The 26,571-nt window shown below is 42.8% G+C and carries 22 protein-coding genes and 1 pseudogene; 20 read left to right on the top strand and 3 right to left on the bottom strand.

The annotated features are described in order from the left end of the window. Positions 1-8 precede the first annotated feature (8 nt). The 4 genes and pseudogenes from atzF to FTU62_RS17365 form a co-directional block, all read left to right on the top strand. Entirely contained in the window at positions 9-1,823 is a 1,815-nt protein-coding gene (atzF, locus tag FTU62_RS04420; protein ID WP_180101984.1) for an allophanate hydrolase, read from the top strand. Positions 1,824-1,842: 19 nt separating this feature from the next. Then, on the top strand, positions 1,843-5,442 hold the full coding sequence (uca, locus tag FTU62_RS04415; RefSeq protein ID WP_180101934.1) for an urea carboxylase: 3,600 nt from the start codon (positions 1,843-1,845) through the stop codon (positions 5,440-5,442). A gap of 2 nt (positions 5,443-5,444) precedes the next feature. Further along, complete coding sequence (locus tag FTU62_RS04410; protein WP_180101933.1) at positions 5,445-6,134, top strand: GntR family transcriptional regulator; 690 nt, start codon at positions 5,445-5,447, stop codon at positions 6,132-6,134. Positions 6,135-6,293: 159 nt separating this feature from the next. Then, a pseudogene (locus FTU62_RS17365) lies at positions 6,294-6,695 on the top strand (guanosine-3',5'-bis(diphosphate) 3'-pyrophosphohydrolase); the annotation flags it as partial. A gap of 530 nt (positions 6,696-7,225) precedes the next feature. Here the strand turns inward: FTU62_RS17365 and FTU62_RS04400 are convergent. Next, positions 7,226-8,044 (bottom strand): IclR family transcriptional regulator, encoded by an 819-nt coding sequence (locus tag FTU62_RS04400; RefSeq protein WP_180076840.1) that lies wholly within the window; start codon positions 8,042-8,044, stop codon positions 7,226-7,228. A 261-nt stretch (positions 8,045-8,305) separates the two neighbouring features. Between FTU62_RS04400 and FTU62_RS04395 the strand changes: the two genes are divergently transcribed. From FTU62_RS04395 to FTU62_RS04320, 16 genes are all read left to right on the top strand, one after another. Further along, a complete protein-coding gene (locus tag FTU62_RS04395) occupies positions 8,306-8,611 on the top strand; it encodes a non-heme iron oxygenase ferredoxin subunit (RefSeq protein ID WP_180101982.1) in 306 nt (101 codons plus the stop codon). A gap of 28 nt (positions 8,612-8,639) precedes the next feature. Then, the gene (locus tag FTU62_RS04390) at positions 8,640-8,939 is read left to right on the top strand and encodes a recombinase-like helix-turn-helix domain-containing protein (RefSeq protein WP_180076841.1); all 300 of its coding nucleotides are present in this window, start codon (positions 8,640-8,642) and stop codon (positions 8,937-8,939) included. Positions 8,940-8,954: 15 nt separating this feature from the next. Beyond that, on the top strand, positions 8,955-10,019 hold the full coding sequence (locus FTU62_RS04385; protein WP_180083981.1) for an aromatic ring-hydroxylating dioxygenase subunit alpha: 1,065 nt from the start codon (positions 8,955-8,957) through the stop codon (positions 10,017-10,019). Then, positions 10,012-10,776: an SDR family oxidoreductase gene (locus FTU62_RS04380; protein WP_180076843.1), complete on the top strand. Its 765-nt coding sequence runs from the start codon at positions 10,012-10,014 to the stop codon at positions 10,774-10,776. The genes FTU62_RS04385 and FTU62_RS04380 overlap by 8 nt, the downstream gene beginning before the upstream one ends. 10 nt (positions 10,777-10,786) lie before the next feature. Beyond that, a complete protein-coding gene (locus FTU62_RS04375) occupies positions 10,787-11,716 on the top strand; it encodes a VOC family protein (RefSeq protein ID WP_180076844.1) in 930 nt (309 codons plus the stop codon). A gap of 25 nt (positions 11,717-11,741) precedes the next feature. Further along, on the top strand, positions 11,742-12,950 hold the full coding sequence (locus FTU62_RS04370; RefSeq protein ID WP_180101932.1) for an NAD(P)/FAD-dependent oxidoreductase: 1,209 nt from the start codon (positions 11,742-11,744) through the stop codon (positions 12,948-12,950). A gap of 41 nt (positions 12,951-12,991) precedes the next feature. Continuing rightward, entirely contained in the window at positions 12,992-14,215 is a 1,224-nt protein-coding gene (locus tag FTU62_RS04365) for an MFS transporter (RefSeq protein WP_180101931.1), read from the top strand. A gap of 166 nt (positions 14,216-14,381) precedes the next feature. Beyond that, a complete protein-coding gene (locus FTU62_RS04360) occupies positions 14,382-14,903 on the top strand; it encodes a cupin domain-containing protein (protein ID WP_180076847.1) in 522 nt (173 codons plus the stop codon). Between the two features lie 17 nt (positions 14,904-14,920). Beyond that, on the top strand, positions 14,921-15,769 hold the full coding sequence (locus tag FTU62_RS04355) for an alpha/beta fold hydrolase (RefSeq protein ID WP_180083991.1): 849 nt from the start codon (positions 14,921-14,923) through the stop codon (positions 15,767-15,769). A gap of 9 nt (positions 15,770-15,778) precedes the next feature. Next, positions 15,779-16,573: an SDR family oxidoreductase gene (locus tag FTU62_RS04350; RefSeq protein ID WP_180076849.1), complete on the top strand. Its 795-nt coding sequence runs from the start codon at positions 15,779-15,781 to the stop codon at positions 16,571-16,573. Positions 16,574-16,582: 9 nt separating this feature from the next. Next, complete coding sequence (locus tag FTU62_RS04345) at positions 16,583-17,374, top strand: aspartate dehydrogenase (RefSeq protein ID WP_180076850.1); 792 nt, start codon at positions 16,583-16,585, stop codon at positions 17,372-17,374. 19 nt (positions 17,375-17,393) lie between these two features. Next, a complete protein-coding gene (locus FTU62_RS04340; RefSeq protein WP_180083993.1) occupies positions 17,394-18,860 on the top strand; it encodes an aldehyde dehydrogenase in 1,467 nt (488 codons plus the stop codon). A 50-nt stretch (positions 18,861-18,910) separates the two neighbouring features. Further along, positions 18,911-20,551: a thiamine pyrophosphate-binding protein gene (locus FTU62_RS04335; protein WP_180083995.1), complete on the top strand. Its 1,641-nt coding sequence runs from the start codon at positions 18,911-18,913 to the stop codon at positions 20,549-20,551. Positions 20,552-20,734: 183 nt separating this feature from the next. Further along, positions 20,735-22,165: an aspartate ammonia-lyase gene (locus FTU62_RS04330; RefSeq protein WP_180101930.1), complete on the top strand. Its 1,431-nt coding sequence runs from the start codon at positions 20,735-20,737 to the stop codon at positions 22,163-22,165. Between the two features lie 103 nt (positions 22,166-22,268). Next, a complete protein-coding gene (locus FTU62_RS04325) occupies positions 22,269-23,468 on the top strand; it encodes a hypothetical protein (protein WP_218948579.1) in 1,200 nt (399 codons plus the stop codon). Between the two features lie 714 nt (positions 23,469-24,182). Further along, entirely contained in the window at positions 24,183-24,386 is a 204-nt protein-coding gene (locus FTU62_RS04320) for a hypothetical protein (protein WP_180101929.1), read from the top strand. A 29-nt stretch (positions 24,387-24,415) separates the two neighbouring features. Here FTU62_RS04320 and FTU62_RS04315 read toward each other — a convergent pair whose 3' ends face one another. Together FTU62_RS04315 and FTU62_RS04310 are read right to left on the bottom strand one after the other, a co-directional pair. Continuing rightward, positions 24,416-25,111 (bottom strand): pirin-like bicupin family protein, encoded by a 696-nt coding sequence (locus FTU62_RS04315; RefSeq protein ID WP_180101928.1) that lies wholly within the window; start codon positions 25,109-25,111, stop codon positions 24,416-24,418. Positions 25,112-25,302: 191 nt separating this feature from the next. Further along, positions 25,303-26,523, bottom strand: a complete 1,221-nt coding sequence (locus tag FTU62_RS04310; protein ID WP_180101927.1) for a L,D-transpeptidase — start codon at positions 26,521-26,523, stop codon at positions 25,303-25,305. Between the last annotated feature and the right edge of the window lie 48 nt (positions 26,524-26,571).

The raw sequence follows: 26,571 nt of genomic DNA, 5'->3' as shown, positions 1-26,571 counted from the left end.
GCACATCAATGAACCCAATAAAAACTTTAGGCTGGACTTTAGAAGAATGGAAAGCGGGCTACGCGAATAACACAATTCAACTCGAAGAATTATATGCCTTGGTCGAGCAATTTGATCATGCAGATCCAGCATGGATTTCCATTGCATCGATAGAACAATTAACTGCACAGATTGACGCTTTAAAACAAATCGAAAATGCTGCGGCCTTACCTTTATTTGGTGTGCCTATTGCAGTGAAAGACAATATAGATGTGGTAGGTTTTGCATCTACCGCTGCATTTAAGTTATTTACGGACATAAAAACTGAAGATGCCTTTGTGGTGCAACGCTTAAAACAAGCGGGTGCCATCATTGTTGGCAAAACTAATCTTGATCAATTTGCCACAGGATTGGTCGGTACACGTTCGCCATTTGGTGCAGTGCCGAATACTTTTAATTCTGACTTTGTAAGCGGTGGTTCAAGTTCAGGTTCAGGCAGTGTAGTGGCGCGCGGTTTAGTCCCGATTGCGCTCGGTACAGATACAGCAGGCTCAGGGCGTATACCCGCAGCATTTAATAATATTGTTGGCTTAAAGCCGACCAAAGGTCGCTTTTCAAATACTGGCTTACTGCCTGCGTGTAAAAGCTTAGATTGCATTTCAATTTTTGCTTTAACTGTCGTTGATGCAACTGCAGTGGCAGAAGTTATGGAAGGTTTTGATGTAACCGACAGTTATTCACGTGTGAATCCTGCTACAGCGCCTGCAAAGTTCAGCGCACAATTAAATTTAGCCATTCCAAAACAATTAGAATTTTTTGGTGATGCTCAATCTGCTGTTGCATTTCAGCAAGCATTAATTGAATTAAAAAAATTAGGTGCAGAACTAACTGAAATTGATTTCAGTCCTTTTGCAAAATTGGCTGTACAACTGTATCAAGGATCATGGGTCGCAGAGCGAACAGCTGCAGTTGCAGACTTATTAGAAACATCGGTACAAGATTTTGATCCAACAGTTTTAGAAATTATTCAAAAAGGCCAGCAGTACACTGCGGTTGATGCTTATAACGCCGAATATTTAAAGCAAGAATTGGCTCGAGACATTCAGCAAACCTTAGCGCAATTTGATGCCTTAGTGGTGCCAAGCTCGCCAACCATACACACACTTGCAGAAATGGCTGAATCGCCAATTGAAAATAATAGCCACTTTGGCACCTATACCAACTTTACCAATTTAGCAGACCTGAGTGCCATCGCTGTACCTGCAGGCTTTCGTGCCGACGGGCTGCCTTTTGGAATCACATTCATTGCGCCGGCTTGGCACGATGCAGCATTAGCAGATTTTGCAGAAAAATGGCAAAGCCATCTGAAACTACCCCTCGGTGCAGTAGCGAAAACATTGCCTGAAAAAGCTTCAGTCATTTCTGCACCATCTGCACAGCATTTTCGAGTTGCAGTCGTAGGCGCACATCTCACAGGCATGCCACTCAATTTCCAACTGACAACACGCCAAGCCGTGCATGTTGAAGCCACAACCACTTCTGCCGATTACGCCCTCTATGCACTGCCGGGCACAGTACCGCCGAAACCAGGTTTAGCGCGTCAGGAAGCGGGTCAAAAAATTATTGTCGAGCTTTGGGATATTCCAAAAGCACGCTTTGGTGAATTTGTTGCTGAAATTCCAACACCACTGGGTATGGGCAATATCGAGCTTGCCGATGGACGTTGGGTGAAAGGCTTTATTTGTGAACCTTATGGCCTAAACGGTGCAAAAAATATCAGTGAATTTGGCGGCTGGCGCGCCTATATCCAATCACTGCAAGCAACAACAGCAAAATCAAATTAAAAAATTCGGGGAAATAATCATGTTTAAAACAGTTTTAATTGCAAACCGTGGTGAAATTGCTGTTCGTGCGATTCGTACATTAAAGAAACTCGGTGTTCAGTCAGTTGCTGTGTATTCAGAGACAGACCGTTATGCACAGCACGTCTTAGATGCAGATGTAGCAGTTTCACTTGATGGTGTTAAACCTGCAGAGACTTATTTAAGTATTGAAAAATTGATTCAAGCAGCCAAACAAACTGGCGCTGAAGCAATATTTCCCGGTTATGGTTTTCTATCTGAGAGTGCCGACTTTGCCCGTGCATGTGAAGAAAATAACATTGCCTTTATGGGGCCAACGGCTGAACAAATTTTAGAGTTTGGTTTGAAGCATCGTGCACGTGAATTGGCTGCGGCAGCCAATGTGCCCATGACACCGGGTACAGGTTTATTGGCAAATTTGGATGAAGCGCTCGCATCTGCTGCAGAGATTGGTTATCCAATCATGTTGAAAAGCACCGCTGGCGGTGGCGGTATTGGTTTAACCCGCTGTGATGATGAACAATCATTAAAAGATGCGTATGAAAGTGTAAAGCGTCTAGGCGAGCAATTCTTTAAAGATGCGGGTGTTTTCCTCGAACGTTTTGTCGATAAAGCCCGTCACGTAGAAGTACAAATTTTTGGTGATGGTTTAGGTCAAGTCGTTGCTTTTGGGGAGCGCGATTGTTCATTGCAGCGCCGTAACCAAAAAGTCGTTGAGGAAACACCTGCACCGCACTTACCAGAAGCAACACGTCAAAAATTGCACCGTGCTGCTGTAGAGCTTGGTCAATTGGTGAAATACCGCAGCGCAGGTACGGTTGAGTTTATCTATGATGCTGCCCGTGATGAAGTGTATTTCCTTGAAGTGAATACCCGTTTGCAGGTTGAACACCCTGTAACGGAAATGGTGACGGGTTTAGATCTGATTGAATGCATGCTGAAAGTGGCAGCTGGTGATGCTTTATATTGGGAAAAACTCAGCAATATTCAGCCCAATGGCGCTGCCATTGAAGTGCGTATTTATGCGGAAGACCCAGTGAAAAACTTCCAGCCAAGTCCGGGGGTACTCACAGATGTGTATTTCCCTGAAGACATTCGTGTAGATACCTGGGTATCTACAGGCACTGAAATTTCACAATATTTTGACCCGATGATTGCCAAAATTATTGTGCATGCCGCAGACCGAGACAGTGCGATTGCCAAGCTAAAAATAGCCTTGGCTGAAACTCGCCTGAATGGCATCAGCACCAACTTAGACTATGCACATACCGTAGTGTCTGATGCACGCTTTGATAATATGCAAATCTGGACACGTCTGCTGGATGATTTTAAATACGTGCCAAATGTGATTGAGGTGCTGCAACCGGGTACACAAAGTACGATTCAAGATTATCCGGGGCGTGTGGGCTATTGGGATATTGGCATACCGCCATCAGGCCCAATGGACGATTATGCATTTCAATTGGCTAATCAAATTGTGGGTAATCCAAAATCGGCAGCAGGCTTTGAGTTTACCTTACAAGGGCCGAGTTTAAAATTTCATGCAGACAACATTGTAGCCCTTGCAGGTGCGCCATGTAGCGCGACTCTAGATGGTGTGAATGTCGATTTTTGGCAACCGATCAGCATCAAAGCAGGGCAAACATTAGTACTTGGACAAGTTGAGTCGGGTTGCCGTACTTATCTTGCAATCCGCAACGGACTAAATGTACCTGAATATCTAGGCAGCCGCTCAACCTTTGCATTGGGTAATTTTGGCGGTCATGCAGGGCGAGTGCTGCGTGCAGGTGACATGATTAAAATGGTCAATCCAAGTCTGCCTTTAGATGGATTGGAAATTGCAACAGCAGCACCGCAAGCTTTGGCAGCAGAACGTATTCCAAGCTATGGCAAAGAATGGAAAATTGGTGTGCTCTATGGCCCGCATGGTGCACCAGATTTCTTTAAATCTGAATATATTGAAGAATTTTTTGCTTCAACATGGAAGGTACACTTTAACTCAAACCGTTTAGGCATTCGTTTAACAGGCCCGACCCCAAGCTGGGCACGTGAAAATGGTGGTGAAGCAGGTTTGCATCCATCCAATGTGCATGACTGTGAATATGCCATTGGGGCGATTAACTTCACCGGTGATTTCCCTGTGATTTTGGCGAAAGATGGCCCAAGCCTCGGTGGCTTTGTTTGCCCAGTGACGATTGCCAAAGCTGAACTTTGGAAAATTGGTCAACTTAAGGCAGATGACAGCATTAGTTTCTATCCGATGAGTGTTGAACAAGCCAATGCATTGGAAGTTCAGCAAATTGCCGATATCCAAAACTTTGCTCAAGCGCCTGAAAAGTCAGCGTTGGTCAATTTTGAATGCAAGCCTGAAGGGATATTGGCTGTGCGTGAAGCGGATGCACATGCGCCAAAAGCGGTCTATCGTCAGGCAGGTGACAGTTATATCTTGTTGGAATATGGCGAAAATGTCCTCGATCTTGCATTACGCTTACGTGTTTATAGACTGATGCAGCTCATTCGTGAAGCGAATATTGATGGAATCTTAGAGCTTTCACCGGGTGTGCGTTCACTGCAAATTAAATATGATGGATTGTGTTTCAGCCAAGCGAATTTAATTCAGTTCTTATTAGGACTCGAAAATGAGATGGGAGATTTGAGCCAAAACAAGATTCCATCCCGTATTATTCACTTACCGATGGCATTTGAGGACTCGGCCACTTTAGGTGCTGTGGAACGTTATCAAGAAAGTGTTTGTGCTAAAGCGCCTTGGTTGCCAAATAACGTCGATTTCATTCAGCGCATTAATGGATTAGACAGCCGTGAGCAAGTCAAAGACATTATTTTTGATGCAAATTACTTAATTTTAGGTTTGGGCGATGTGTATTTAACCGCACCTTGTGCCGTGCCAATTGATCCACGTCATCGTTTACTCAGTTCGAAATATAACCCTGCACGTACCTTTACCGCAGAAGGCACAGTGGGTATTGGCGGTATGTACATGTGTATTTATGGCATGGACTCACCGGGCGGTTATCAGTTGATTGGTCGTACATTGCCCATTTGGAATAAGTTTAAAAAGAACAAGCAGTTTGGCGATCAGCAATGGTTCTTACGCTTCTTTGATCAAATTAAATATTATGAAGTAACTGAAGCTGAACTGGATCAATTCCGTGCTGACTTTGCCAATGGTGTGGCGGAAATCAAAATTGAAGAAACTGAATTTGATTTTGCAGCCTATCAAGCCTTTTTGGAAACAGAGAAGGACAGTATTGCCGAATTTAAAGCACAGCAGCAGCAGGCATTTACAACTGAAGTTGAACGCTGGAAAGATGAGTTTGATGCACCTGCGGAAATGGAAATCCTGCAAGATGATACCGACTATAGCCAGTATGCAGCTTTAAATGCATCGATGACCGGCAACATTTGGAAAATTTTTGTCGAAGCTGGACAGTCTGTGAAGAAAGGTGAGACTGTAGCCATTATTGAAGCGATGAAAATGGAGCTTCCAGTCTATGCCGATGATGATGGTATCGTGAAAGCGATTATTTGCCGTGCAGGACAAACGGTACATAGCGGTGAACCGCTGGTTTATATGGAATAAACATGACCACAACCACCATTGTTGGGAAAAGCTCAGACAACTTGTCTGAGCTGGTTTTCCAAAAAATAAAAAGCGATATTTTTGATTTCCAGCTCAAACCGGGCGCACGTTTCACCGAATCTGAAATTGCTGAATTATATGAAGTGAGCCGTACGCCCGTACGGCAGGCTTTATACCGTTTACAGCAAGATGGCTATGTAAGGGTAAATTTTCGTAGCGGTTGGGAGGTGAAGCCACTCAATTTTAAAGCCTATGAAGAACTCTATGATTTGCGGATTTTGCTTGAATGCTATGCCATTGAGCAGCTCTGCAACATGGAAACAGAACAACTCAAACAGGCTTTACAGACATTGGTGAATTTGTGGTGTATTCAGCCTGAACAGTATTTGCATGATTTAAAAAGTTTATCGATGCAAGATGAAGCATTTCACTGCCAATTGCTTGAAGCAATCGGTAATAGTGAAATGGCAAAGGTGCATCGGGATGTGAGTGAAAAAATTCGTATTATTCGTCGCTTAGATTTTTCTAAAGATTATCGAATTGAAGCCACTTATGCAGAGCATCAACAGATTTTACAATTGATCCTTGGACATAATGTTACAGCGGCATTGGAGAAAATGCGCAGCCATATTCAGCAAAGTAAAGAAGAGGTGAAAAAAATTACTTTGGAAATGTTGGCGCGAATGGCATAGAACTATTTGCAAAAGATCTAGCTCACGATAATTCACGGTAGATATGTATTTTGCGAGTCAATCTGTGTCGTTAGGGGCGTGCTTAGAGCTATAAATAGATGTATTCATTGGTTAATATGATGGAGAAAAATAAAAAAGACCACGAAGGGGAGATTCTTTATTTCAACTTTAGAAAACGCGATTTCATTGGCGACTGAACGCCATTTCGGACAAGTCGATAAAGCGGGTCAAGCTTATATTCAGCATCCACTTCGTGTGATGCAAAATGTGCAACATCCCGATGCTAAAATCGTCGCTGTATTACATGACATTTTAGAAGATACAGAGACAACGACGGATGAGCTTCATGCTTTAGATTTTCAAGCCCATATTATCGACGCGATACTGGCACTGACTAAAACAGCAGGTGAGAACCGATTTCAAGCTGCGCAGCGTACCGCTAAAAATGCAATAGCGTGTGAAGTAAAACTCAGTGATTTACACGACAATATGGATTTGTCTCGCTTAACAACGGTCACAGCAAAAGATCGACGTCGTTATCAACAATATTTAAAAGTTAAATGTAGATTAGAGCGTGCTCGGAGAATCCATTTACATCTGATCGAATTAAATCTAACAACAGATTATCCGAGATTTCAATTTCAAAGTTCAAAGCAAAATTTTCAATATCTGCTTAATGCGATGTTTGATCTAGAGCATTCATTAGGTGGCGTTCAGATTGGAAGTCCACAGGAGTGGTGGATTTTATTTGAAGATGTCAGTGCATATTTTGCATATTGCCAAAGAAAGGGTGCCGTTCCCAAGCAGGCAACATTCTTAGATTTAATTTTAACCACAGATCGGGACTATTTCGGGGGCATCTTTCAAGCTGAACAAGATCGGCAATTATTTGCTTCTATGTTTGGCGTCTTTATGCAAAATCATTTTTATCGCGTGGAAACTTAAGACAGAAACTGTAGACTGTATCGGCAATACAACAATATAAAGTCACCATTGATTGATGAATTTTATCTAAATGTTGAGCTACTGAGCGTCATTTAAAAACATCTCAAAATGCTTGATTTCGAGATGTTTAAAGTGATTCCATCTATTTAGACGTAAATAAATTTTGAAATTTTATCGGCACATTCTATGACGGTATTGGCAACTTCTCCACGGAATTGAGCTTCTGTATAGGTGCTCAAAGGGCAACTGACCGACAAAATAGCGCTCATTTTCCCACTTGCCTGACTATATATAGGCGCAGCACAAGCGGCCATATCTGTATTGAAATGTCCCCAGCTCACCATAAATGGCTGATTGCGTACTTCACGCAGTCGTTCTAATAAAGCCTCAATATTACGCGGTGTACGTTCCGAAAATATTTTCCAATCTTGAATATTTTCATAACGCTTGATGACTTCAGCTTCCGAAAGTTGCGACAAAATCAATTGACCAATCACCGTTGCATGTGCAGGCCAGCGTGTGCCGATATGCACGGTACTGGTAAATGGACCATTGGACTGAACATTGCTGACGAAAACAATATCTGTGCCTTCTAAGACCGATAAATGCACCGCAATTTTAATTCGGTCACGCAATTCGCGCATGATCGGCGCAGCCAAATCGGTCAGTGATGATTTAGATAAGCTGTTAAAGCCCAGTTCCATCACATTGCTGTTGAGCGCATAGGTTTTTTGCGACATTTTTCGCAGGTAGCCGCAGTGCTCTAAGGTGTGAATTAAACGAAAAGCGCTGGAACGGTTTACATCTATTTTTTCCGCGATTTCAGAAATGGTCATTTCCTGATGATGTTGATCGAATAATTTTAAAATGGCCAAGCCACGAATTAAGCCTGGGACTAAATAGCGCTCGTCATTGGAAGATTCAGTTTCTTTCTCTAAAGAGGCATCGTTATTAATTGAATTCATTTGCCAAGCTCATCTTTGATCAAGTTTATATAAAAATAAATAACCTATTGGGGCTATTTTAGCGGCCTAAAAATGAGATCGCAATGTTTATATATAAAACATTAATTTGTAAATAAAACATTGCAAAATGTGTTTTTTAACTATCTTTATGAAATATATAAATTTATAAAAATTGACAATTAAATTGCTCACGCATTATTCTATTCATAATGTTTCAAATATTAAATATTGTTTTGCATATAAAACATGGAAGATGAGCATATGAACTGGATATCTGTTTGCAAAGTGAATGAAGTCGCTGATGAAGAGCCAAAAGCGGTTGAAGTCGAAGACAAAAAGATCGGTGTCTTTCTTATCGAAGAAAATTATTTCGCGGTTGAAAACGTCTGCCCGCATGCATTTGCGTTACTGACAGAAGGCTTCATTGAAGGACTGACAGTTGAATGCCCGCTGCATGAAGCGATTTTCAACTTGGAAACAGGGACTTTGGAAAGTGGCCCTGGTTGCAGAGATTTATGTACTTACCCAGTACGCGTTGAAAACGGTGAAGTTCAAATTCAACTCTAAGGCTGAAGGAAGAAAAGGAAATATTCACATGAAAGCATTTAACGAAAAGCTAGCTAAATGGATTAACGCAACGCCTTCGAATGACGCAGGCATTAACAATATTCAAATTCCGGGTCAGGTTGAACATTTGGTTTGGCAAAACCGCAGCCGCGCGCCGAGCCAATATGAATTGGATTTTGTGCAGCATTTAATTCAAGCCTTCAATAACGATGTGACAGAACTGGATGCATTAACCGATGCACTGAATCAGCAAGGGTTTAGAACAGTAGCAGGAGAGGTCTGGACCACTGAGAGCTTCTCGAAAGAAATGCAGCGTCTAGGCTATTAAGAAAAGGATTTCATCATGACTGCAGAAATTAATTTAGAACAATATTTGGATCTTGGTCTGCGTGATCAATGGTATCCAGTCTTGGCAAGCTGGGAAGTAGGTTCAAATCCTGTTGGGATTACCCGTTTAGGCGAAAATATTGTGGTATGGCGCGATGAGCTAGGCGCTGTACATGCACTAGAAGACCGCTGTCCGCACCGAGGCGCACGTTTATCGCTTGGCTGGAATTTGGGTAACCGCGTTGCTTGTTGGTATCACGGTGTAGAAGTACGTCATGACGGCGTGGTGGAAGATGTGCCAGCAGTAAATGATTGCCCGCTCAAAGGCAGCGACTGTGTAAAATCATATCAAGTCAAAGAAATGAATGATGCGATCTTCATTTGGTTTGGTCTTGATGCTAGTGAAGCGCCTGCAGAACTTAACTTACCCGATCAGCTGTCAAGTGATGAGTGGAGCTCATTCCTATGTATGGCAGATTGGAAAGTGAATCATCAATATGCCATTGATAACGTGATGGACCCGATGCACGGCACATACCTGCATTGTACATCGCACTCGATGGCGGAAGGTGAACGTACAGCTGAAATGAAGCACCGCGCAACCCAAGATGGTTTCGTCTTTGAAAAAGAAGGTCAAACTGGTGTGAACTTTGACTGGGTTGAATATGGTCAAACGGGGGCGGCATGGTTACGTTTATCGATTCCTTACCGTAAGTCTTTTGGTCCGGGTGGTGAGTTTTGGATTGTCGGTTTTGCTACCCCGATTGATGCCGACAACACTCGCGTATTCTTCTGGCGCTGCCGTAAAGTGTCAGGTTGGCAACGTAATGTTTGGCGTTTCTTGTACCGTAACCATCTTGAGCAATTGCACTGGGATGTACTGGAACAAGACCGCATTATCTTAGAAAACATGGCGCCCAATGCACGTCAACACGAATTCCTTTATCAGCACGATGTAGGCTTATCTCGCTTACGCCGCCTGATGAAAAAAGAGGCGGAAAAGCAAATCAAAAAAATCTTAGCGCTGCGTGAAGTGAAAGATGAAAATCGCATTGAAATGAAGGAAGCGTCAAATGGCTAATGTGCAGATTTTAGCCGGCAAGCGCATCTTGGTTACCGGAGCTGCGCGCGGCCTAGGACTTGATTTCGCCCAAGCGGCTGCTGAAGCAGGCGCTGCGGTGGTGATGGCTGATATCTTGGCAGATCAAGTGCATGATGAAGCGCAAAGCTTGGCGAAAAATGGCTTAAAAGTCTCATCTGTCATGATTGATTTGAGCGATAAAAATTCGATTCAAAATGCCGTACAAATTGCCGTAGGTGTTTTAGGTGGATTGGATGGCTTGATCAACTGTGCTGCTTTGGCGACAGGGGTGGGCGGTGTAGATATGATGAGCTATGACGAAGCGCTTTGGGACCGTGTGATGACTGTCAATGTTAAAGGCACTTGGTTGGTTTCTCAAGCTTGCGTACCACATTTAAAAGCGTCAGGACAGGGCAAAATTATCAATATTGCTTCCGATACAGCGCTGTGGGGCGCACCAAAGCTGATGGCTTATGTTGCAAGTAAAGGCGCCATTATTTCGATGACCCGTTCAATGGCAAGTGAGTTAGGCGCAGATAATATCTGTGTGAATACCATCAGCCCAGGTTTAACACTGGTCGAAGCCACAGAATATGTCCCGCAATCACGCCATGATTTGTATGTGAATGGAAGAGCAATACAGCGTCAACAACTTCCGCAGGATGTGAACGGCACAGCGATTTATCTGCTTTCAGATTTATCATCTTTTGTGACCGGACAGAATATTCCTGTGAATGGCGGTTTCGTATTTAATTAAGGAGCAAGACATGATTACAGGAATTGAAGTCCTTAAATTTGGTGTCGAAAACCGCCAAGAGGCAAAGACATTTTTAGCTGATTTTGGCTTAAAGTCGGTGGCAACAGATATTGATGGTACAGATTTATATCAAACGCAAAATGGCAGCAAACTGTATCTTTTTGATACCTCTGATGCACGTTTACCGCCAGCCATTGAAGCCGGTTCAACACTACGTGAAGTAACATGGGGTGTTGAAAATGATCAAGATTTTGACAGTTTAAAAGCAAATTTAGCCAATGAGCCGGGTTTTGCAAGTTCAGCATCGCATGTGCAGTGCCGCGATCCTAACGGCATGACCATTGTGTTTGAAAAAAGCATAACGCATGCATTGCCAGAAGCAAAAACAGAAGGCATTAACCAATTTGGCAATATACAGCGTGTGAATGCAGCTAGTCCTGTGTATGAAAAAGCAGAACCGGTAGCCATTGGTCATGTGGTGTTTTTCACACCAGATTTGGAAACGACACAAGCATTTTATATTGAGAAAGTTGGCTTCCATTTATCCGATGCTTACCGTAAGCGCGGTGCATTCTTACGCTGCCGCGGCGAAGGTTTCCATCATGATTTGTTCTTATTGTCCGTGCCGAATAAACCAGCGGGCTTGAACCATGTCGCATTTGTGGTCCGTGATATTCATGAAGTCATTGGCGGCGGTTTAAGTATGAATCGTCAAGACTGGTCAACCTTTATTGGTCCGGGTCGTCACCCAATATCATCGGCTTACTTTTGGTATGTGAACTCACCATTGGGCGGTGCTTTTGAGTACTACACCAATGATGATTACCTAACTGAAGCATGGCAGCCGCGTGTAGAAGAGCACAGCTTGGAATTATTTACCGAATGGGCAATTGAAGGTGGTTTGGACCATGAAACCCGCCGTCAAGTAAAGCCTGCCTAAGGTAAATGGTGATAAGGAGATCAGCATGAACAGAATAGTGATTGTCGGTGCAGGCCAAGCTGCAGGATGGGCAGTACATACTTTACGTGGTCAAGGCTTTGACGGTGAAATTCACGTAGTTTCAAATGAAGAGCAGGTGTTCTATGAACGTCCACCATTGTCAAAGCAAGTGCTGTCACAAGAAGCAGAAGTAGAAAGCTTGAATCTGTTTTCTCAGGAGCAGGTGAATGATTTTTCAGTGACTTGGCACAAGCCAGATCATGCGGTCAAACTAGATAAAGCGGATAAAACCGTGCATTTGGAAAGCGGCAAAGTTTTGCCTTATGACAAATTGCTGATTGCGACAGGAAGCCGAGCGCGTATTCCTGTTTCAGCTTGGTCGAGCATGCAGAATGTATACACCATGCGTGATATTCAAGACTGCCAAAAGCTGACAGAAAAATTTAAAGCTGCAGAACATATTGCCGTGATTGGCGGTGGCTGGATTGGTCTAGAAATTGCTGCGACTGCGCGTAAGCAGGGCAAGCAGGTCGAAATTTTTGAATACGGTTCACGCCTTTGCGCACGCAGTGTCAGCCCAGAAGTCTCTGATTTTCTCAAGCACTTGCATGAAAGCAATGGTACAGCGATTCATTTAAATGCGACCAAATTGCATTTGATTGAAACTGCAGATCATCATGTTGAAGTATTTGATGCAGACATTAAATTAAAACAGTTTGATTGTGTGGTGGTCGGCGCAGGTGCAGAAATTGCAAAAGAATTAGCTACTTTAGCTGAACTCGAAGTTAAAGATGGCATTGTGGTAAATGAATATGGACAAACCTCAGATGTAGATATCTATGCTGCAGGTGATGTGGCTATTCATCCATCACTCGGTTACTGCATTCAGTCTTGGGCGAATGCGCAAAATCAGGCTATTTCTGCAGCAAAATCAATGTTGGGTGAGATGACAGCCTATCAGGATATACCTTGGTTATGGTCAGATCAGTATCAATGCAACATTCAGATTTTAGGGACTTATCAGCCTGAAAAAACTCATCAGGTGGTGATTCGTAAAACTACAGAAACGCAAATCAGTTTTTTCTATTTAGATGCAAATCAACAGCTGCTGAATATGATCGCAGTGAATGATTCAAAATTAATCAAACTGGCAAAACGATGGATGGCCAGCCAGCGCGAATTGGATCCAGCTCAATTGCAAGATCCAGACTTTAATTTAATGAAATTGAAATAAGCGTTTAAAAAATATTAGCCCATGAATGAAAGGATTTACCCATGGATAATGATGCAAAAACAGGATTAAAGCATTGGACCCCAGCGATCATTTTAATGATCTGCGTGGTACTGGCTTTCTTTGACAAAATTAGTATTGCTGTCTTGTTTTCAGATGCAACGTTTCAAGATGCGATGGGCATTGCACAGGACAAGGCAAAACTAGGCTGGCTGATGACAAGCTTTTTGCTAGCTTACGGTTTTTCGTCAATGTTTCTGAGCTTTTTAGGCGATATTTTTTGTCCTAAAAAAATGCTGTTTTGGAGTGTGACGTCTTGGGGCCTATTGATGTTTTTGATGGGTTTCACCACAGATTATTCTACGATGATGACGCTGCGCGTTCTGCTCGGTTTAGCTGAAGGCCCATTGTTTGCTTTGGCTTATACCATTGTGAAACAAACATATACCGACCGTCAGCAAGCGCGTGCTTCGACAATGTTCCTCCTCGGAACTCCAATTGGCGCATTCCTAGGCTTTCCGATTACTGCATTTGTTTTGGCGCACTATGACTGGCACACCACGTTCTTTGTCATGGGGGCATTGACCTTCATTGTATTGATACTGATTGTGTATGGCCTAGGTAACTTACAGTTGAAACGCACAGTGGATTTGGAAGGTGTTGGTAAACGCGTAAATTTCCGTACCCATGTGGCGCATACCAAAACTTTGCTAAGCAACGGTTCATTCTGGTTACTGTGCATCTTTAACATTGCATTGATGACTTACCTCTGGGGTTTAAACAGCTGGGTGCCTTCTTACTTAATTCAAGACAAAGGCTTTAACTTAAAAGAATTCGGTGCCTACTCAAGTCTTCCATTCATTGCGATGTTAGTGGGTGAAGTCGCTGGTGCATTCCTTTCGGACAAAATGGGCAAACGTGCGATTCAAGTGAGCGGTGGCTTACTGATTGCAGGGATATTCATGTATGCCATGGTGATTGCAACTGATCCTGTGATGGTGATTCTAGCGATGTCTCTAAGTGCTATGGCATGGGGCTTCGGTGTAGCAGCAGTATTTGCACTGTTAGCACGTATTACTACAGCAGACGTAGGCGCAACAGCAGGCGGTATTTTCAATGGTCTTGGTAACTTTGCCAGTGCAGCGGCACCGGTATTAATTGGTGCGATCGTAATGCAAACCGGTAGTTTCAATATTGGCATTACCTTCTTGGCAGCAGTCGCCGTGATCGGTTCCTTCTTCCTCGCGCCATTGCTGAAACGTTATTAAGGCTTGAGCCAAAGTTAAAGCCAAGAAATCAGCCCTTACTTTTATTTAACCGATATACATGACCGTCATGACGCTTAAAGCAACTGGTGCTGACGGTAAGAACAATTTAGATCAGATCCAGCTCCACTTTTATGAAATCGCAGTGAGCTGAAATAAGGAGAGAATCATGTCTGTACAGCAATTTGAATCTTGGAAACAGCCTGAAGGTCAAACATTAGAAGAATGGATTGGCGGACGCATCGCTCGCTTTGAAACGCGTCAATACGATTATGATGCACTCAAATTTCAAGCAGATTACGACCCGAAATACCGTCGTGCGCAAATGCGTTATATGGGGACAGGTGCAACAGGTGTAGCAAATGATGGAAATACGGTGCCTGCAGAAAACTTTACCTTTTCAACTATGGTCTTGCCACCGCAGTGCGAAGGTCCGTTGCATATTCATCACGATGTAGAAGAAGTGTTCTTTATGCTGCGTGGTGAAATTGATCTTTTTATCGAACATGAAGGCGAGAAGTTTTCAACCCGCTTAAAAGAACGTGACTTGATTTCAATTCCACCAGGGATTTACCGCGGCTTATTTAACCCAGGAAGTGAAGATGCCCTAATGTGCGTAATGCTAGGTACTGGCAAGCCGACGATTCCGAACTATCCGCCTGAACACCCTCTGTCTCAAATCAAGCGTTAATTTTAGGAAGAAAAGAGATGACTTTAGTTGAGCAATTGGCACAGTTTGAATTAAAAACCGTTCAGTTTGACGGTGTACAGCAATCTTACCGTGAGGCAGGCGCAGGCAAAGTTCTGGTCTTGCTGCATGGCATCAGTTCGGGTTCAGGTTCATGGGTCAAGCAGTTGCAAGATTTGAGTCATCATTTTCATGTGATTGCATGGGATGCACCGGGTTATGGCCAGTCAGATCCTTTAGCTGCAGAACAGCCGAATGCAGAAGATTATGCACAGCGTTTAAAAGGCATGTTGACTGCATTAGGCCTGAACTTAGGATCAGCTCCGGATCAAAACAAAATGATTTTGGTCGGTCATTCTTTAGGTGCAATGCAGGCAGCAGCCTTTAATGCACGCTATCCAGACATGGTAGATGCAGTGGTCCTTGCCAATGCAGCGCAGGGTTATAAAGGTAGTGATGCACAAAAGCAGCAGGATGTCTTTGAAAAGCGTCCAAAAATGCTGCAGACCTTAGGCGCATCAGGCATGGCGCAATCACGTGGGCCGCATTTGGTTGCTAATGCTTCAGCAGAGGCATTAGCGCTGATTGAAACAGTGATGCAAAACATTCAATTAGAAGGCTTTACTGATGCATCGTATCTTTTGGCCTATGACGCGATTCAAAGTTATTTAAACCCAGAACAGTACAATATTCATGTGATTAAAGGCATGGCGGATGGCATAACGCCTCCACAGGATATTCAAGCATTGGCGGATCAGTTTCAGTTGAATCCATGCTACGAAATTGCCGCTGCAGGCCACTTGAGTTATTTGGATCAAGCAGCGCAATTTAACCAAATTTTATTGTCGCTACATGACGCACGGATGTGAGATAGGAAAATGAGCTTCCAATTAGAAGGCAAAAAAGCAGTAGTCACCGGTGGCTCGTCTGGTATTGGCTTGGCAACGGTTGAGCTTTTGGTAGCCGAAGGCGCACAAGTTGCTTGGTGTGGTCGTGACGAACAGCGTTTGAATGAGTCAAAAGCACAGGTTTTATCACGGTACCCAAATGCCAAAGTCTTTACCTCAACTTGCAACGTTTTAGATAAAGTTGATGTGAAAAAATTTGCAGATCAAGTTCAAAAAGAATTTGGTGGCGTGGATATTTTAATTAATAACGCAGGCCAAGGTCGTGTTTCAAACTTCGAAAATACTGCGGATGAAGATTGGCTGAAAGAAGTTGAATTGAAATATTTCAGTGTGCTGCATCCTATCCGCGCATTTTTGCCAGCATTGCAGCAGTCAGAGTGTGCATCGATTACCAATGTCAATTCATTACTAGCGTTGCAGCCTGAACCGCACATGATAGCGACCTCATCTGCACGTGCAGCATTGTTGAATTTAACCCATTCATTGGCGCATGAATTTTCTCAATACGGTATTCGTGTCAACTCAATCCTATTGGGCATGGTGGAATCTGCACAGTGGAAACGCCGTTTTGCAGCCCGTTCTGATCAAAATCAAACGTGGGAAGAATGGATTGGCAATATCGCTAAAAAACGAGGTATTCCAATGGAGAGATTAGGCAAACCTGAAGAGCCCGCGCGCGCTTTGGTTTTCTTGGCATCGCCAATGGCGTCATATACCACAGGTTCCGCAATCGATGTTTCTGGCGGCTTTAACAAGCATTTATAAGGTGGGCATATGAAACAGCTGATGATGATTGGTTTTGGCGCAATGGCCAATGAGGTTCGCAGCCATTTGCCCAAAGACCTTAAATTGAAATGGGTGGTGGTACCAGAGCGCAGTATTGCCAGTGTACAGGACGCGCTTGCCGCAGATGTGCAGGTCATTTCCGATATCGACGATTGTGATGGCACGCCCGACTATGTGATTGAAGTGGCAGGCCAAGCTGCGGTGAAAGAACATGCCACGAAAGTTTTAGCAAAAGGCTGGAACATTGGCCTGATCTCTGTGGGCACTTTGGCTGACAGCGCTTTCTTTGAAGAGTTGCAAAATACCGCTGAACATTCGGGTGCACACATTCATTTACTGGCAGGTGCGATTGCAGGAATTGACGGCATTTCAGCGGCCAAAGAAGGTGGATTGGAAAAGGTCACTTATAAAGGCTGCAAAAGTCCAAACAGTTGGCGTGGCAGTTATGCAGAAAAGCTCATTGATTTAGATCAAGTGACTGAAGCCACCGTTTTTTATACCGGTACTGCGCGTGAAGCGGCATTGCATTTTCCAGCCAATGCCAACGTGGCTGCCACCATTGCATTGGCGGGTATCGGCATGGATGAAACCATGGTTGAGCTAACGGTCGATCCACATATTAACCAAAACAAACATACCATTATTGCCCAAGGGCGGTTTGGTCAAATGAGTATTGAAATGATTGGTGTGCCTTTGGAGAGCAATCCCAAAACATCAACATTGGCAGCATTGAGCGTGATCCGTGCATGCCGCAACAGCGTAGATGCGATTCAGATTTAAAAGGAATTTGGTGAGTGCCATGGTTAAAGAAATTTATATTGCAGGTGAATGGCGTTTAGGCCGCGGCAACGTGATTCAAAGTGTTTTTCCAGCAGACAATTCAGTCAATGCGGAAATTTCTACCGCAACGTTGGACGATGTTGAAGAAGCGATTACAAAGGCTGATCAAGCTTGGCGTAAGCCAGCGTGGCGCAATTCTTTGCCGCATGAGCGCGCAAAAATTTTGTACCGTGTCGCCGATATTATTGAAGCCCGCGCAGATGAATTATCTAAATTGCAAACTCGTGACAACGGGAAGCCTTTAGCCGAAACACGTGCTTTGGTGATGAGTGCAGCAGCAACGGCGCGCTTTAATGCCGCAGCTTGTGAAACTTTTAATGAAGAATTGACCACGCAGCGTGCATCTGACTTTTTGACCATGAGTGTGTATGAACCTGTAGGTGTGGTGGCAGCGATTACCCCTTGGAACTCTCCAATTGCCAGTGAAGTGCAAAAATTGGCACCCGCTATTGCAGCAGGTAACGCGGTGATTTTAAAACCAGCTGAAGCGACATCATTAATTGCTTTGGAGTTGGCAAAAATCTTTGAAGAAGCAGGCTTACCAAAAGGCATTTTGAGTGTGTTGGTTGGACGCGGCTCAGTGATTGGTGATGCTATTGCCCAACATCCTTTAGTACGCAAAATTTCTTTTACGGGCGGTACATCTACTGGCCGTCACTTGGCGCATATTGCTGCTGAAAAGCTGATTACCACGTCTTTAGAGTTAGGCGGAAAATCGCCAACAATTGTACTGCCAGATGCAGATATTGAAATTGCAGCCAAAGGTATTGCTTACGGTATTTTCAGTTCAGCAGGTCAGGCGTGTATTGCGGGTTCGCGTTTGTTTATTCACGCTTCCATTTATGACGAATTTTTAAAGCGATTAGTGGAAATCACTGAAGGTTTACGCGTGGGCCATCCTGAACAGCCAAATGTACATATGGGTTCACTTATTAACCAAAAGCATTTGGAATCTGTGCATCGGTATGTGGAATTAGCCAAAGCTGAAGGCGGTACGGTTGTTACGGGTGGTGAAGCGATCACTGAAGGTGAATTTGCCAAAGGCAGTTTCTACAAACCGACGATCATCACGGGTTTGAGCAACAGCGCGCAAACCTGCCAAGAAGAAATTTTTGGCCCTGTGTTGGTCGTTATGCCATACGACAATGAAAAAGATTTATTCGAGCAAGCCAACGATAGCTGTTTTGGTTTAGCGGCAGGGATTTGGACAGAAAGCTACCGTAAAGCATGGAAAATTGCCCGTTTGCTGGAAGTCGGTACGGTGTGGATTAACACCTATAAAAAATTCTCCATCAGCGCACCTTTTGGTGGTTTTAAAGACAGTGGAATTGGCCGTGAAAAAGGCCGTCTCGGTATCCTGTCTTATATGCAGCAAAAAAGTATTTATCTAGGTTTAAACGAGCAAGCCAATCCATGGTCGGACTAGCAGACTCAAAAAATTAGTAATCAAAAATTCAAGAATTTAAGGAAAGAACAATGACTGAACGTGTAAATGTAGGCGAAGCAATCGCTCGAGTTTTAGAACAGCATAATGTAGACAGCATGTATGGCGTGATTTCTATTCACAACTTGCCTATTGCAGATGCCGTAGGCCGCCGTGAAAAAATGCGCTTTGTCGCAGCGCGTGGTGAAGCAGGTTCTGTCACTATGGCAGACGCACATGCACGCTTTAAAGGTTTAGGTGTAGCTTTGACCAGTACTGGTGCTGGTGCAGGTAATGCTGTGGGTTCACTGATTGAAGCAATGAATGCAGGCAGTCCAGTGTTGCATTTAACAGGTCAAGTGGAACGTGAATATTTAGATCGCGATGCAAGCTTTATTCATGAAACTAAAGATCAACTGACTTTCTTAAAAGCATCAAGCAAAGCGGCTTTTCGTATTACCAGCCCAGACAATGCTGTTGGTGTTATTCGTGAAGCGATTCGCGTTGCGACGACTGTGCCTATGGGGCCAGTCAGTGTAGAAATTCCAATTGATGTGCAAGCGGCTGAAATTGATTTGCCAGCCAATCTTGGCCCAGTAAAAGCCATGCAACTGCCGCAAGCGGAAAATGCTGAAATTAACATGATTGCAGATGCATTGAAAAAGGCGAAACGTCCATTACTGTGGATTGGTGGCGGTACGTTAAATGCAGTTGCAGAAGTGAAAGCGCTGGCTGACTTAGGTATTCCAGTTGTTTCATCTACGCATGCACGCGGTGTATTGGCAGATGATCATCCACGTAGCTTACGTGCATTCCATAACTCTGCAGCCGTTGAAAAACTGATGAAAGAGGCGGACTTATTGATTGTTGCAGGCTCACGTTTACGCAGTAATGAAACCAAGACTTACTCAGTTGAATTCCCTGAAAACATCATCCAAATTGATGCAAATCCAGTTGCACAGCAACGTAACTACAAGATTTCACAATTTGTATGTGCAGATACCAAAGATACTTTTGCACGTGTCATTAGCGCATTGAATGGCCTAAGCAAAATTGATGCTGCATATGATGCAGATGTTAAGGCTGCGCGTGAACATGCGGTAGATGCACTACGTACGCAAATGGATCAATACGCATTAATTTGTGATCACTTACGTGCAGCATTACCAGAAGACGGTATTTTTGTTCGTGACATCACCATGTCAGGCAGTACTTGGGGCAGCCGTTTGTTCCCAGTACAAACACCGAACAAAAACATCCACTCATTGGCTGGTGCAATAGGCTTGGGTCTTGCACATGCCATTGGTTCATCGATTGCTAACCCAGACAAAAAAGTTGTGGGCTTAGTGGGTGATGGTGGCTTGATGCTGGGTATTGGTGAAATTGCGACGATGGCGCAAGAAAACACCGATATGGTGCTGATGATTATGAATGATGGTGGTTATGGCGTCATGCGTGGCATTCAAAATAACTACTTTGGCGGTCGTCAATACTATAACGAACTGCATACGCCAGACTACAAATTGCTTGGTGATTCAATGGGTGTGAAGAGCTGGAAAGTAGCGAGCGCGGAAGAGTTTAAAACTGCAATCAAAGAAGCCATTGATTTGAATGGTCCAGCGGTTATTGAGCTTGATATGAACGCAATTGGTCCATTGAAATTTGCGGGTCCACCACAGAAGAAATTGTACTAATCCATCCGAATTGGATCAGTAAAGTCTAAAACCCTTTTGATCAAACAAAAGTGAATGAAATTGAACGGTGTAATTTCCCCGAAGGGGAATTGCACCTGAGTTACAGTCAGACGACATGTAAAGTCAAAGGACATAAAACCTGAGTTCAGCAGACTAAGGTAGAGCAAAACAAGGTGAGTGGATATGCAAACAAGGATTGAGCATGATTTACTGGGTGCTAAAGAAGTGCCATTTAGTGCGTATTACGGCATTCATACCCAACGTGCATTAGAAAATTTTAAAATTTCCCATTTAACGGTTGGACAGTCACTGCATTTTATTCGTGCTTTAGGCTTTGTCAAAAAAGCAGCTGCACAAAGTAATTTTAATTATAAAAAAATCAGTGAGCAACAGCTTAAAGCCATTGAATATGCAGCTGATCAATTGATTGAACAGCCACAGCAATGGGCAGCGTCATTTCCAATTGACTGTTACCAAGGTGGGGCAGGTACATCGGTCAATATGAACTGTAATGAAGTCATTGCCAATATTGGTTTGGAATACTTGGGGGAGCAAAAGGGGAGTTACTCGATTCTGCATCCGAATGACCACGTCAACAAATCCCAATCGACCAACGATGTTTATCCAACAGCACTACGGATCAGTTTATATCACCGTATAGAAGACCTGCTTTTAGCACTGGATAAATTGATTCAAACCATTCGTGCGAAGGTAGCTGATTTTAAACATGTGTTGAAAATGGGCCGTACACAGTTGCAAGATGCGGTTCCGATGACCATGGGACAAGAGTTTCAAGCCTTTGCCACTTTACTGAATGAAGATATGCGTTTGATTAAGAAAATGCGTGAATTTTTATTGGAAATCAACTTAGGTGCAACGGCAATTGGTACAGGGGTGAATACACCTGAAGGTTATGCGCAGCATATTACGGCACGTTTAGCTGAACTCACTGGATTACCAGTCAAAGGCGCCGAAGACTATGTTGAAGCCACCAGTGACTGCGGCGTATTCATTCTGATTTCAAGTACCCTAAAACGTCTGGCATGCAAACTATCAAAAATCTGTAACGACTTGCGTTTACTCAGCTCAGGTCCACGTACTGGGCTGGCCGAAATTCGCTTACCAGAATTGCAAGCAGGTTCATCCATTATGCCCGCCAAAGTGAACCCAGTGATTCCTGAAGTGGTTAATCAAATTGCCTTTAAAGTCATGGGTAATGATTTAACCATCAGCATGGCAGCTGAAGCAGGACAATTACAGTTGAACGTGATGGAACCTGTGATTGCGTTGTCACTGAATGAATCGATTGAATTGCTTCAACATGGCATCAGCAGTTTGGATGAAAAATGTTTTGCAGGCATTCAAGTCAATGAACAACAAGCCTATGACTTGGTCATGCGTAGTGTTGGCATTGTGACTTTGCTTGATCCAATTCTTGGACATGACCGCTGTGATGCCATTGGTAAACAATGTATTGCTGAAAACAAAACCATTCAAGAAGTGGTGCTGTCTCAGGGATTGATGACGGAAGAGCAATTGAAAGAAGTCTTTTCTTTTGAAAATTTAATCTCGGAAGTTCGAAACTTCGAAGCACCGCTGCAAGACATTGCTTAATTGCAAATGAAGTTCGCAGTGACTGCTAAATAAATTTTTTTTAGTTAAATATGGAAATAAACAAAGTTTTGCATGCAAAACAAAATAAGGACAGGTGCTTGAGATGAATAAAACCATATTGATAACAGCGATGATGCTGTCTTTGAGCGCAGCTGCCGCTAGCGTTCAAGCCAAAGAGGATCCATTAGAGTGGAAAAGCGACGATGGCACACAATCGTTTAAATTGGGTGGAGCTTTACGTTTTAATCATCGTTATGAACAGTGGGAGCCAAGTGATAAACGCGGCATAGGCAAACTGGATTTTGATATTTTCCGTATCGACTTAAAAGGCAAATCAGGTGATGCCTATTTGAATGCGAGCTATTTAATTCAAGATCAGGAAAAAACCTCAATTGAAAAAGCCTATGTGGGTTATAACCTAGACAAAAACAACAGCATCGAAGCAGGTTTTGTCTATAAGCCATTTGCGCTTTATCCATATCCGCAAAATGGTTGGACCTATCATATCCCGTTCTTCTTGGGCTATGGCAACAACATCGCGCCGGGGATTAACTGGAATTACAATAATCCTGAATGGGATGTGAAAGTTGGTTACTACCCACGTATGTTGGAAACCAATTTACGCTATTCACCTGAATCTGCAACTTATGATGATCTTTCAGAGAATCATTTACCCTTTCAAGCTGCTTATCAAAACGAAAAGCACAATCAGCTGAATACTCGTATTGTACGTAAATTCGGTAATGATCAAATCGGGAAACACGAGGTCGGTATATCTGGATCTGCCGCACAATTGCATAACAAAACGACCCGCGATGAAGGTAGTTATTATGCCGCTGGGATTCATACCAACAGCAACTACCAACGTTGGAATTTACAGTCTTCGGTGATTCATTATCAATATGATGCTGAAAACCCTGAAGGTGTAAGTAATGACATGACCTTGATGGGCGCAAATGGTTTAACACCAGCCTATTTCATTGCCTCTGAAGGTACAGTTTCAAGCGTCAATTTGGCATATACATTACCTGTTCAAAATATGGGTAAACTCAAAGCCATTCGTTTTTACAATGACTACAGTTATTTAGACAAAGAACGCAGTGACTGGTCAGCTTCGCAAATGAATACCACAGGTGCAATGTTTATCGCTACACCATTTATGGTGTGGGCAGATTATACTTGGGGCAAAAATGCCAATATTATTGGTGGGGCAACCAATGGCACAGGCTTTACTTCAGCAACATCTGAAAATAGCGATAAATGGCTGTATCGCGTCAATTTAAATATTGGCTTTAACTTCTGATCGATATCCAACAAGCTAAAACCTCTGTTAAAGCAAAATGGCTTTGATCGAGGTTTTTTTATTGGAACACTTAAGATGCATTTAGATGTATTTAATCTTCATATTTTATGTCTTTGTTTTAAATTAAATCAGGGCTATGGCGTATTAAATTTAAGATTTACTAAAAATAAAAAAAATCGTTTATGAATTAACTGAGCATCTGTTCATTTAACTCTCAGTTTATCTTAGTTAAACCATGTCCTAAGCAGATCAAAATTTAGAAAATTGTCAAAATCTCCTCGATAATGGCTTGCTGCTATTGCAGAGCATGGCTATAGCAAAAACTTTATTCAGGCTTTGGTACGCAAGGTCAGATGATTTAATGGCATTTTGTGTTACTAATTTTTATAAGGTAAACGGGTAATTTCGCCTTTTACAAGTAAATTCAAATCTTCAAACATTTCCATACTTATATTTTAATTTAACTTTTATAGATTTGGATCACTCTCTCGTGAGGGAGGTAATTTGCTTTATTCTTTAAAATACATATTTGGGGCTAAAGATAAGCATATTGCGACAATTAGAGTCTTGTCATGTTTTCTGCATTTTTCGACGATATCCTTCAGTATTATGCAGATATGAACTTATATTTTTGCAAAATTGTCTTTGGTTTAGACTTATGGGGGAATGGGGTACTTGATCTTAGATCTTTGACATTGGATTTGCTGCCATATATTGGCTTATGAATATAAAAAGCATGCTCAAAAAGGTGAAAACATAACTTGGCAGCTCAGTTTCTTCGCTTTACTGGCACTACAAATGTCACCATGCACATTTCCAATCAAACATATAGCCATGCTTGCTGCTGGATTTATTATTCCGTCTTTAGTGTTGATATGGTTATATAAACGCAGTGAACGCCTTAGCCAAGCTGCATAAAAAAAGCCCCCACATTTGAGGGCTTTTAATTATTTTACTTCGGGTAAATCAAACCAAATCACTTGAGCATCTTCAAGCGCTTCAATTTGGCTATCTTCTAAGAACGCAATTGCACCACCAGCTTCAACTTTATGTTCAGCAATTTTCACTGAGCCTGAAATGACATGCACATAGTTAATGTGTTGTGTTGCTTCAATGTCTAAAGATTGACCTTTAGAAATGACTGCTGTTTTCACTTCAGCTTGTTGGCGAATATGCATCGGTGCATTGTCATTCGGTCCAACAATTAAATGCCATTGATCTGGTTGATCACGTGGATCGCATTTAATTTGCTGATATGTCGGATCTGCATCACGTTCGTTTGGAATGATCCAAATTTGCAATAAATGAACATCTTCATCACCTTGGTTCATTTCACTGTGACGAACACCAGTTCCCGCGCTCATCAGCTGCCATTCACCAGCAGAAATCCCACCATGATTACCCATACTGTCTTTATGCGTAATGGTGCCTTTTAGCACGCAGGTTAAGATTTCCATATTGTCGTGCGGATGTTGACCAAAACCTGCATGCGCAGCAATTAAATCATCATTGATTACACGAAGAGCACTGATGCCCATATATTTAGGGTCATACCAGTTACCAAAAGAAAAGCTGTGTTTAGACTCAAGCCAGCCCATTTTTACGTGACCACGGTTTTCACTTGGATGTAAAAAAGCATTCATGGCATTCATCCTTATCTTAATTATTGAACATATGCCTATTTTAAGATTGAACTAAATCGGGATATATAGTTTTATAGCGACAATTCATCCTATTTTTGCAACGCTCAACCAAGATTGAGTCTTTTGTTATGCATAAAGGCGCAACTATAAAAAAGCCTGCACGAAGCAGGCTTTTTTAAATATGACTAAAATTATTCTAAGAATTTAACAGTCACACCAGATTTCACTTTCTTACCTAAGTCATTTGCATCCCAGTTGGTCAAACGAATACAACCGTGTGACGCAGTTTTAGAAATAACAGATGGGTTCGGTGTACCGTGAATACCGAATGATTTTTTGCTCAAGCCAATCCAGATATTACCAACAGGACCATTTGGACCAGGTGGTAAAGACAATGGTTTTCTGTTGTTGCCTTGAACAAAGTTAGAAGGCGAGTAGCTGTACCAAGGGTTTGGTGCAACACCTGTTACTTTATATGTACCTGTAGGCGATGGTGTATCTGAACTACCAATCGTTGCCGGGAATGAACCGATCATTTGGTTGCGGCTATTAAACAAGTAAAGTTGTTTCGCGCCTTTATGTGCAACGATCAGGTGAATATCTTCAGGAACTTCGTTACGAATATTCGCAACTAAGATTTTTTCACCAGCTTTTTTAAATGTCGCTTTTGGATTCAACTTTTTCAAAAAGTCTTCGTCCATGTGGAATTTTTCACCCAACATTTCAGTCACACGTGTGTAGTACAAGCCTTTCATTTTTGCTTGTAGTGCATAGTCGTGTGGAATTGATGCTGCATAAGGACCTTTCAAGTCTGCATCAGTCAACGTGTATTCAATAAATGCAGGTTTAGAACCTTGTTTCGCAATCAGCGCATCCCAAGTTTCTTTAGTTAAAGTCCCTGTAGGTTTCAACCCATTCATTTGTTGGAATGAAGCGATCGCCTTTAGGGTATTTTTACCACTGGTACCATCAATTGCACCCGGTGAAGCATGTGCATTATTGAGCATGACATGCGCACGTGCATAAACAGGGAATTGACCTTTACCAATGTTGTCATACCACTGTGCATTATTTAGGTCATTTAAACCCCAAGCAACTTTGGCAGCAGGCGAAGTTGATGTTGGAGTTGTAGCAGTCGCTGTAGCAGGTGCAGCACCGATGTCGGCTTTAACATCTTCTGATTGTTGCAGGCTGTCTAAAGTTTGCGATGCTTGGTTCAGATCTTCTTGTTCTTGAGCGCTAATCTGGCTAGTTGCAGATGAAGCTTCAGTCGCTAACGGATCAATGGGATCCTGAACTGCAACATTAGTCACTTTTTTTGGCGTTAATGGTTGTTCAGCAGTAGATGCGGCAATAGCTGTACCAGCAAATATGCAACTTAGGCTCAGTGCGAGCATGGTGCGAACGAACATGTAATTCAACCTTAAGAATTATTCATTTACTGTGTATTAAAAACTGGC

This window comes from Acinetobacter sp. YH12126, assembly GCF_013418745.1.
Classification (GTDB): domain Bacteria; phylum Pseudomonadota; class Gammaproteobacteria; order Pseudomonadales; family Moraxellaceae; genus Acinetobacter; species Acinetobacter amyesii.
Note: the sequence above shows the minus strand (reverse complement) of the source record. Positions and strands in the feature narration are given on the sequence as shown.

Coding starts and splice junctions, on each gene's coding strand:
- FTU62_RS04310 (WP_180101927.1), bottom strand. CDS start 26,523: ATGTTCGTTCGCACCATGCTCGCACTGAGCCTAAGTTGCATATTTGCT.
- FTU62_RS04370 (WP_180101932.1), top strand. CDS start 11,742: ATGAACAGAATAGTGATTGTCGGTGCAGGCCAAGCTGCAGGATGGGCA.
- FTU62_RS04375 (WP_180076844.1), top strand. CDS start 10,787: ATGATTACAGGAATTGAAGTCCTTAAATTTGGTGTCGAAAACCGCCAA.
- FTU62_RS04365 (WP_180101931.1), top strand. CDS start 12,992: ATGGATAATGATGCAAAAACAGGATTAAAGCATTGGACCCCAGCGATC.
- FTU62_RS04335 (WP_180083995.1), top strand. CDS start 18,911: ATGACTGAACGTGTAAATGTAGGCGAAGCAATCGCTCGAGTTTTAGAA.
- FTU62_RS04400 (WP_180076840.1), bottom strand. CDS start 8,044: ATGAATTCAATTAATAACGATGCCTCTTTAGAGAAAGAAACTGAATCT.
- FTU62_RS04350 (WP_180076849.1), top strand. CDS start 15,779: ATGAGCTTCCAATTAGAAGGCAAAAAAGCAGTAGTCACCGGTGGCTCG.
- FTU62_RS04380 (WP_180076843.1), top strand. CDS start 10,012: ATGGCTAATGTGCAGATTTTAGCCGGCAAGCGCATCTTGGTTACCGGA.
- FTU62_RS04345 (WP_180076850.1), top strand. CDS start 16,583: ATGAAACAGCTGATGATGATTGGTTTTGGCGCAATGGCCAATGAGGTT.
- FTU62_RS04330 (WP_180101930.1), top strand. CDS start 20,735: ATGCAAACAAGGATTGAGCATGATTTACTGGGTGCTAAAGAAGTGCCA.
- atzF (WP_180101984.1), top strand. CDS start 9: ATGAACCCAATAAAAACTTTAGGCTGGACTTTAGAAGAATGGAAAGCG.
- FTU62_RS04315 (WP_180101928.1), bottom strand. CDS start 25,111: ATGAATGCTTTTTTACATCCAAGTGAAAACCGTGGTCACGTAAAAATG.
- FTU62_RS04395 (WP_180101982.1), top strand. CDS start 8,306: ATGAACTGGATATCTGTTTGCAAAGTGAATGAAGTCGCTGATGAAGAG.
- FTU62_RS04385 (WP_180083981.1), top strand. CDS start 8,955: ATGACTGCAGAAATTAATTTAGAACAATATTTGGATCTTGGTCTGCGT.
- FTU62_RS04325 (WP_218948579.1), top strand. CDS start 22,269: ATGAATAAAACCATATTGATAACAGCGATGATGCTGTCTTTGAGCGCA.
- FTU62_RS04340 (WP_180083993.1), top strand. CDS start 17,394: ATGGTTAAAGAAATTTATATTGCAGGTGAATGGCGTTTAGGCCGCGGC.
- FTU62_RS04355 (WP_180083991.1), top strand. CDS start 14,921: ATGACTTTAGTTGAGCAATTGGCACAGTTTGAATTAAAAACCGTTCAG.
- FTU62_RS04410 (WP_180101933.1), top strand. CDS start 5,445: ATGACCACAACCACCATTGTTGGGAAAAGCTCAGACAACTTGTCTGAG.
- uca (WP_180101934.1), top strand. CDS start 1,843: ATGTTTAAAACAGTTTTAATTGCAAACCGTGGTGAAATTGCTGTTCGT.
- FTU62_RS04360 (WP_180076847.1), top strand. CDS start 14,382: ATGTCTGTACAGCAATTTGAATCTTGGAAACAGCCTGAAGGTCAAACA.
- FTU62_RS04390 (WP_180076841.1), top strand. CDS start 8,640: ATGAAAGCATTTAACGAAAAGCTAGCTAAATGGATTAACGCAACGCCT.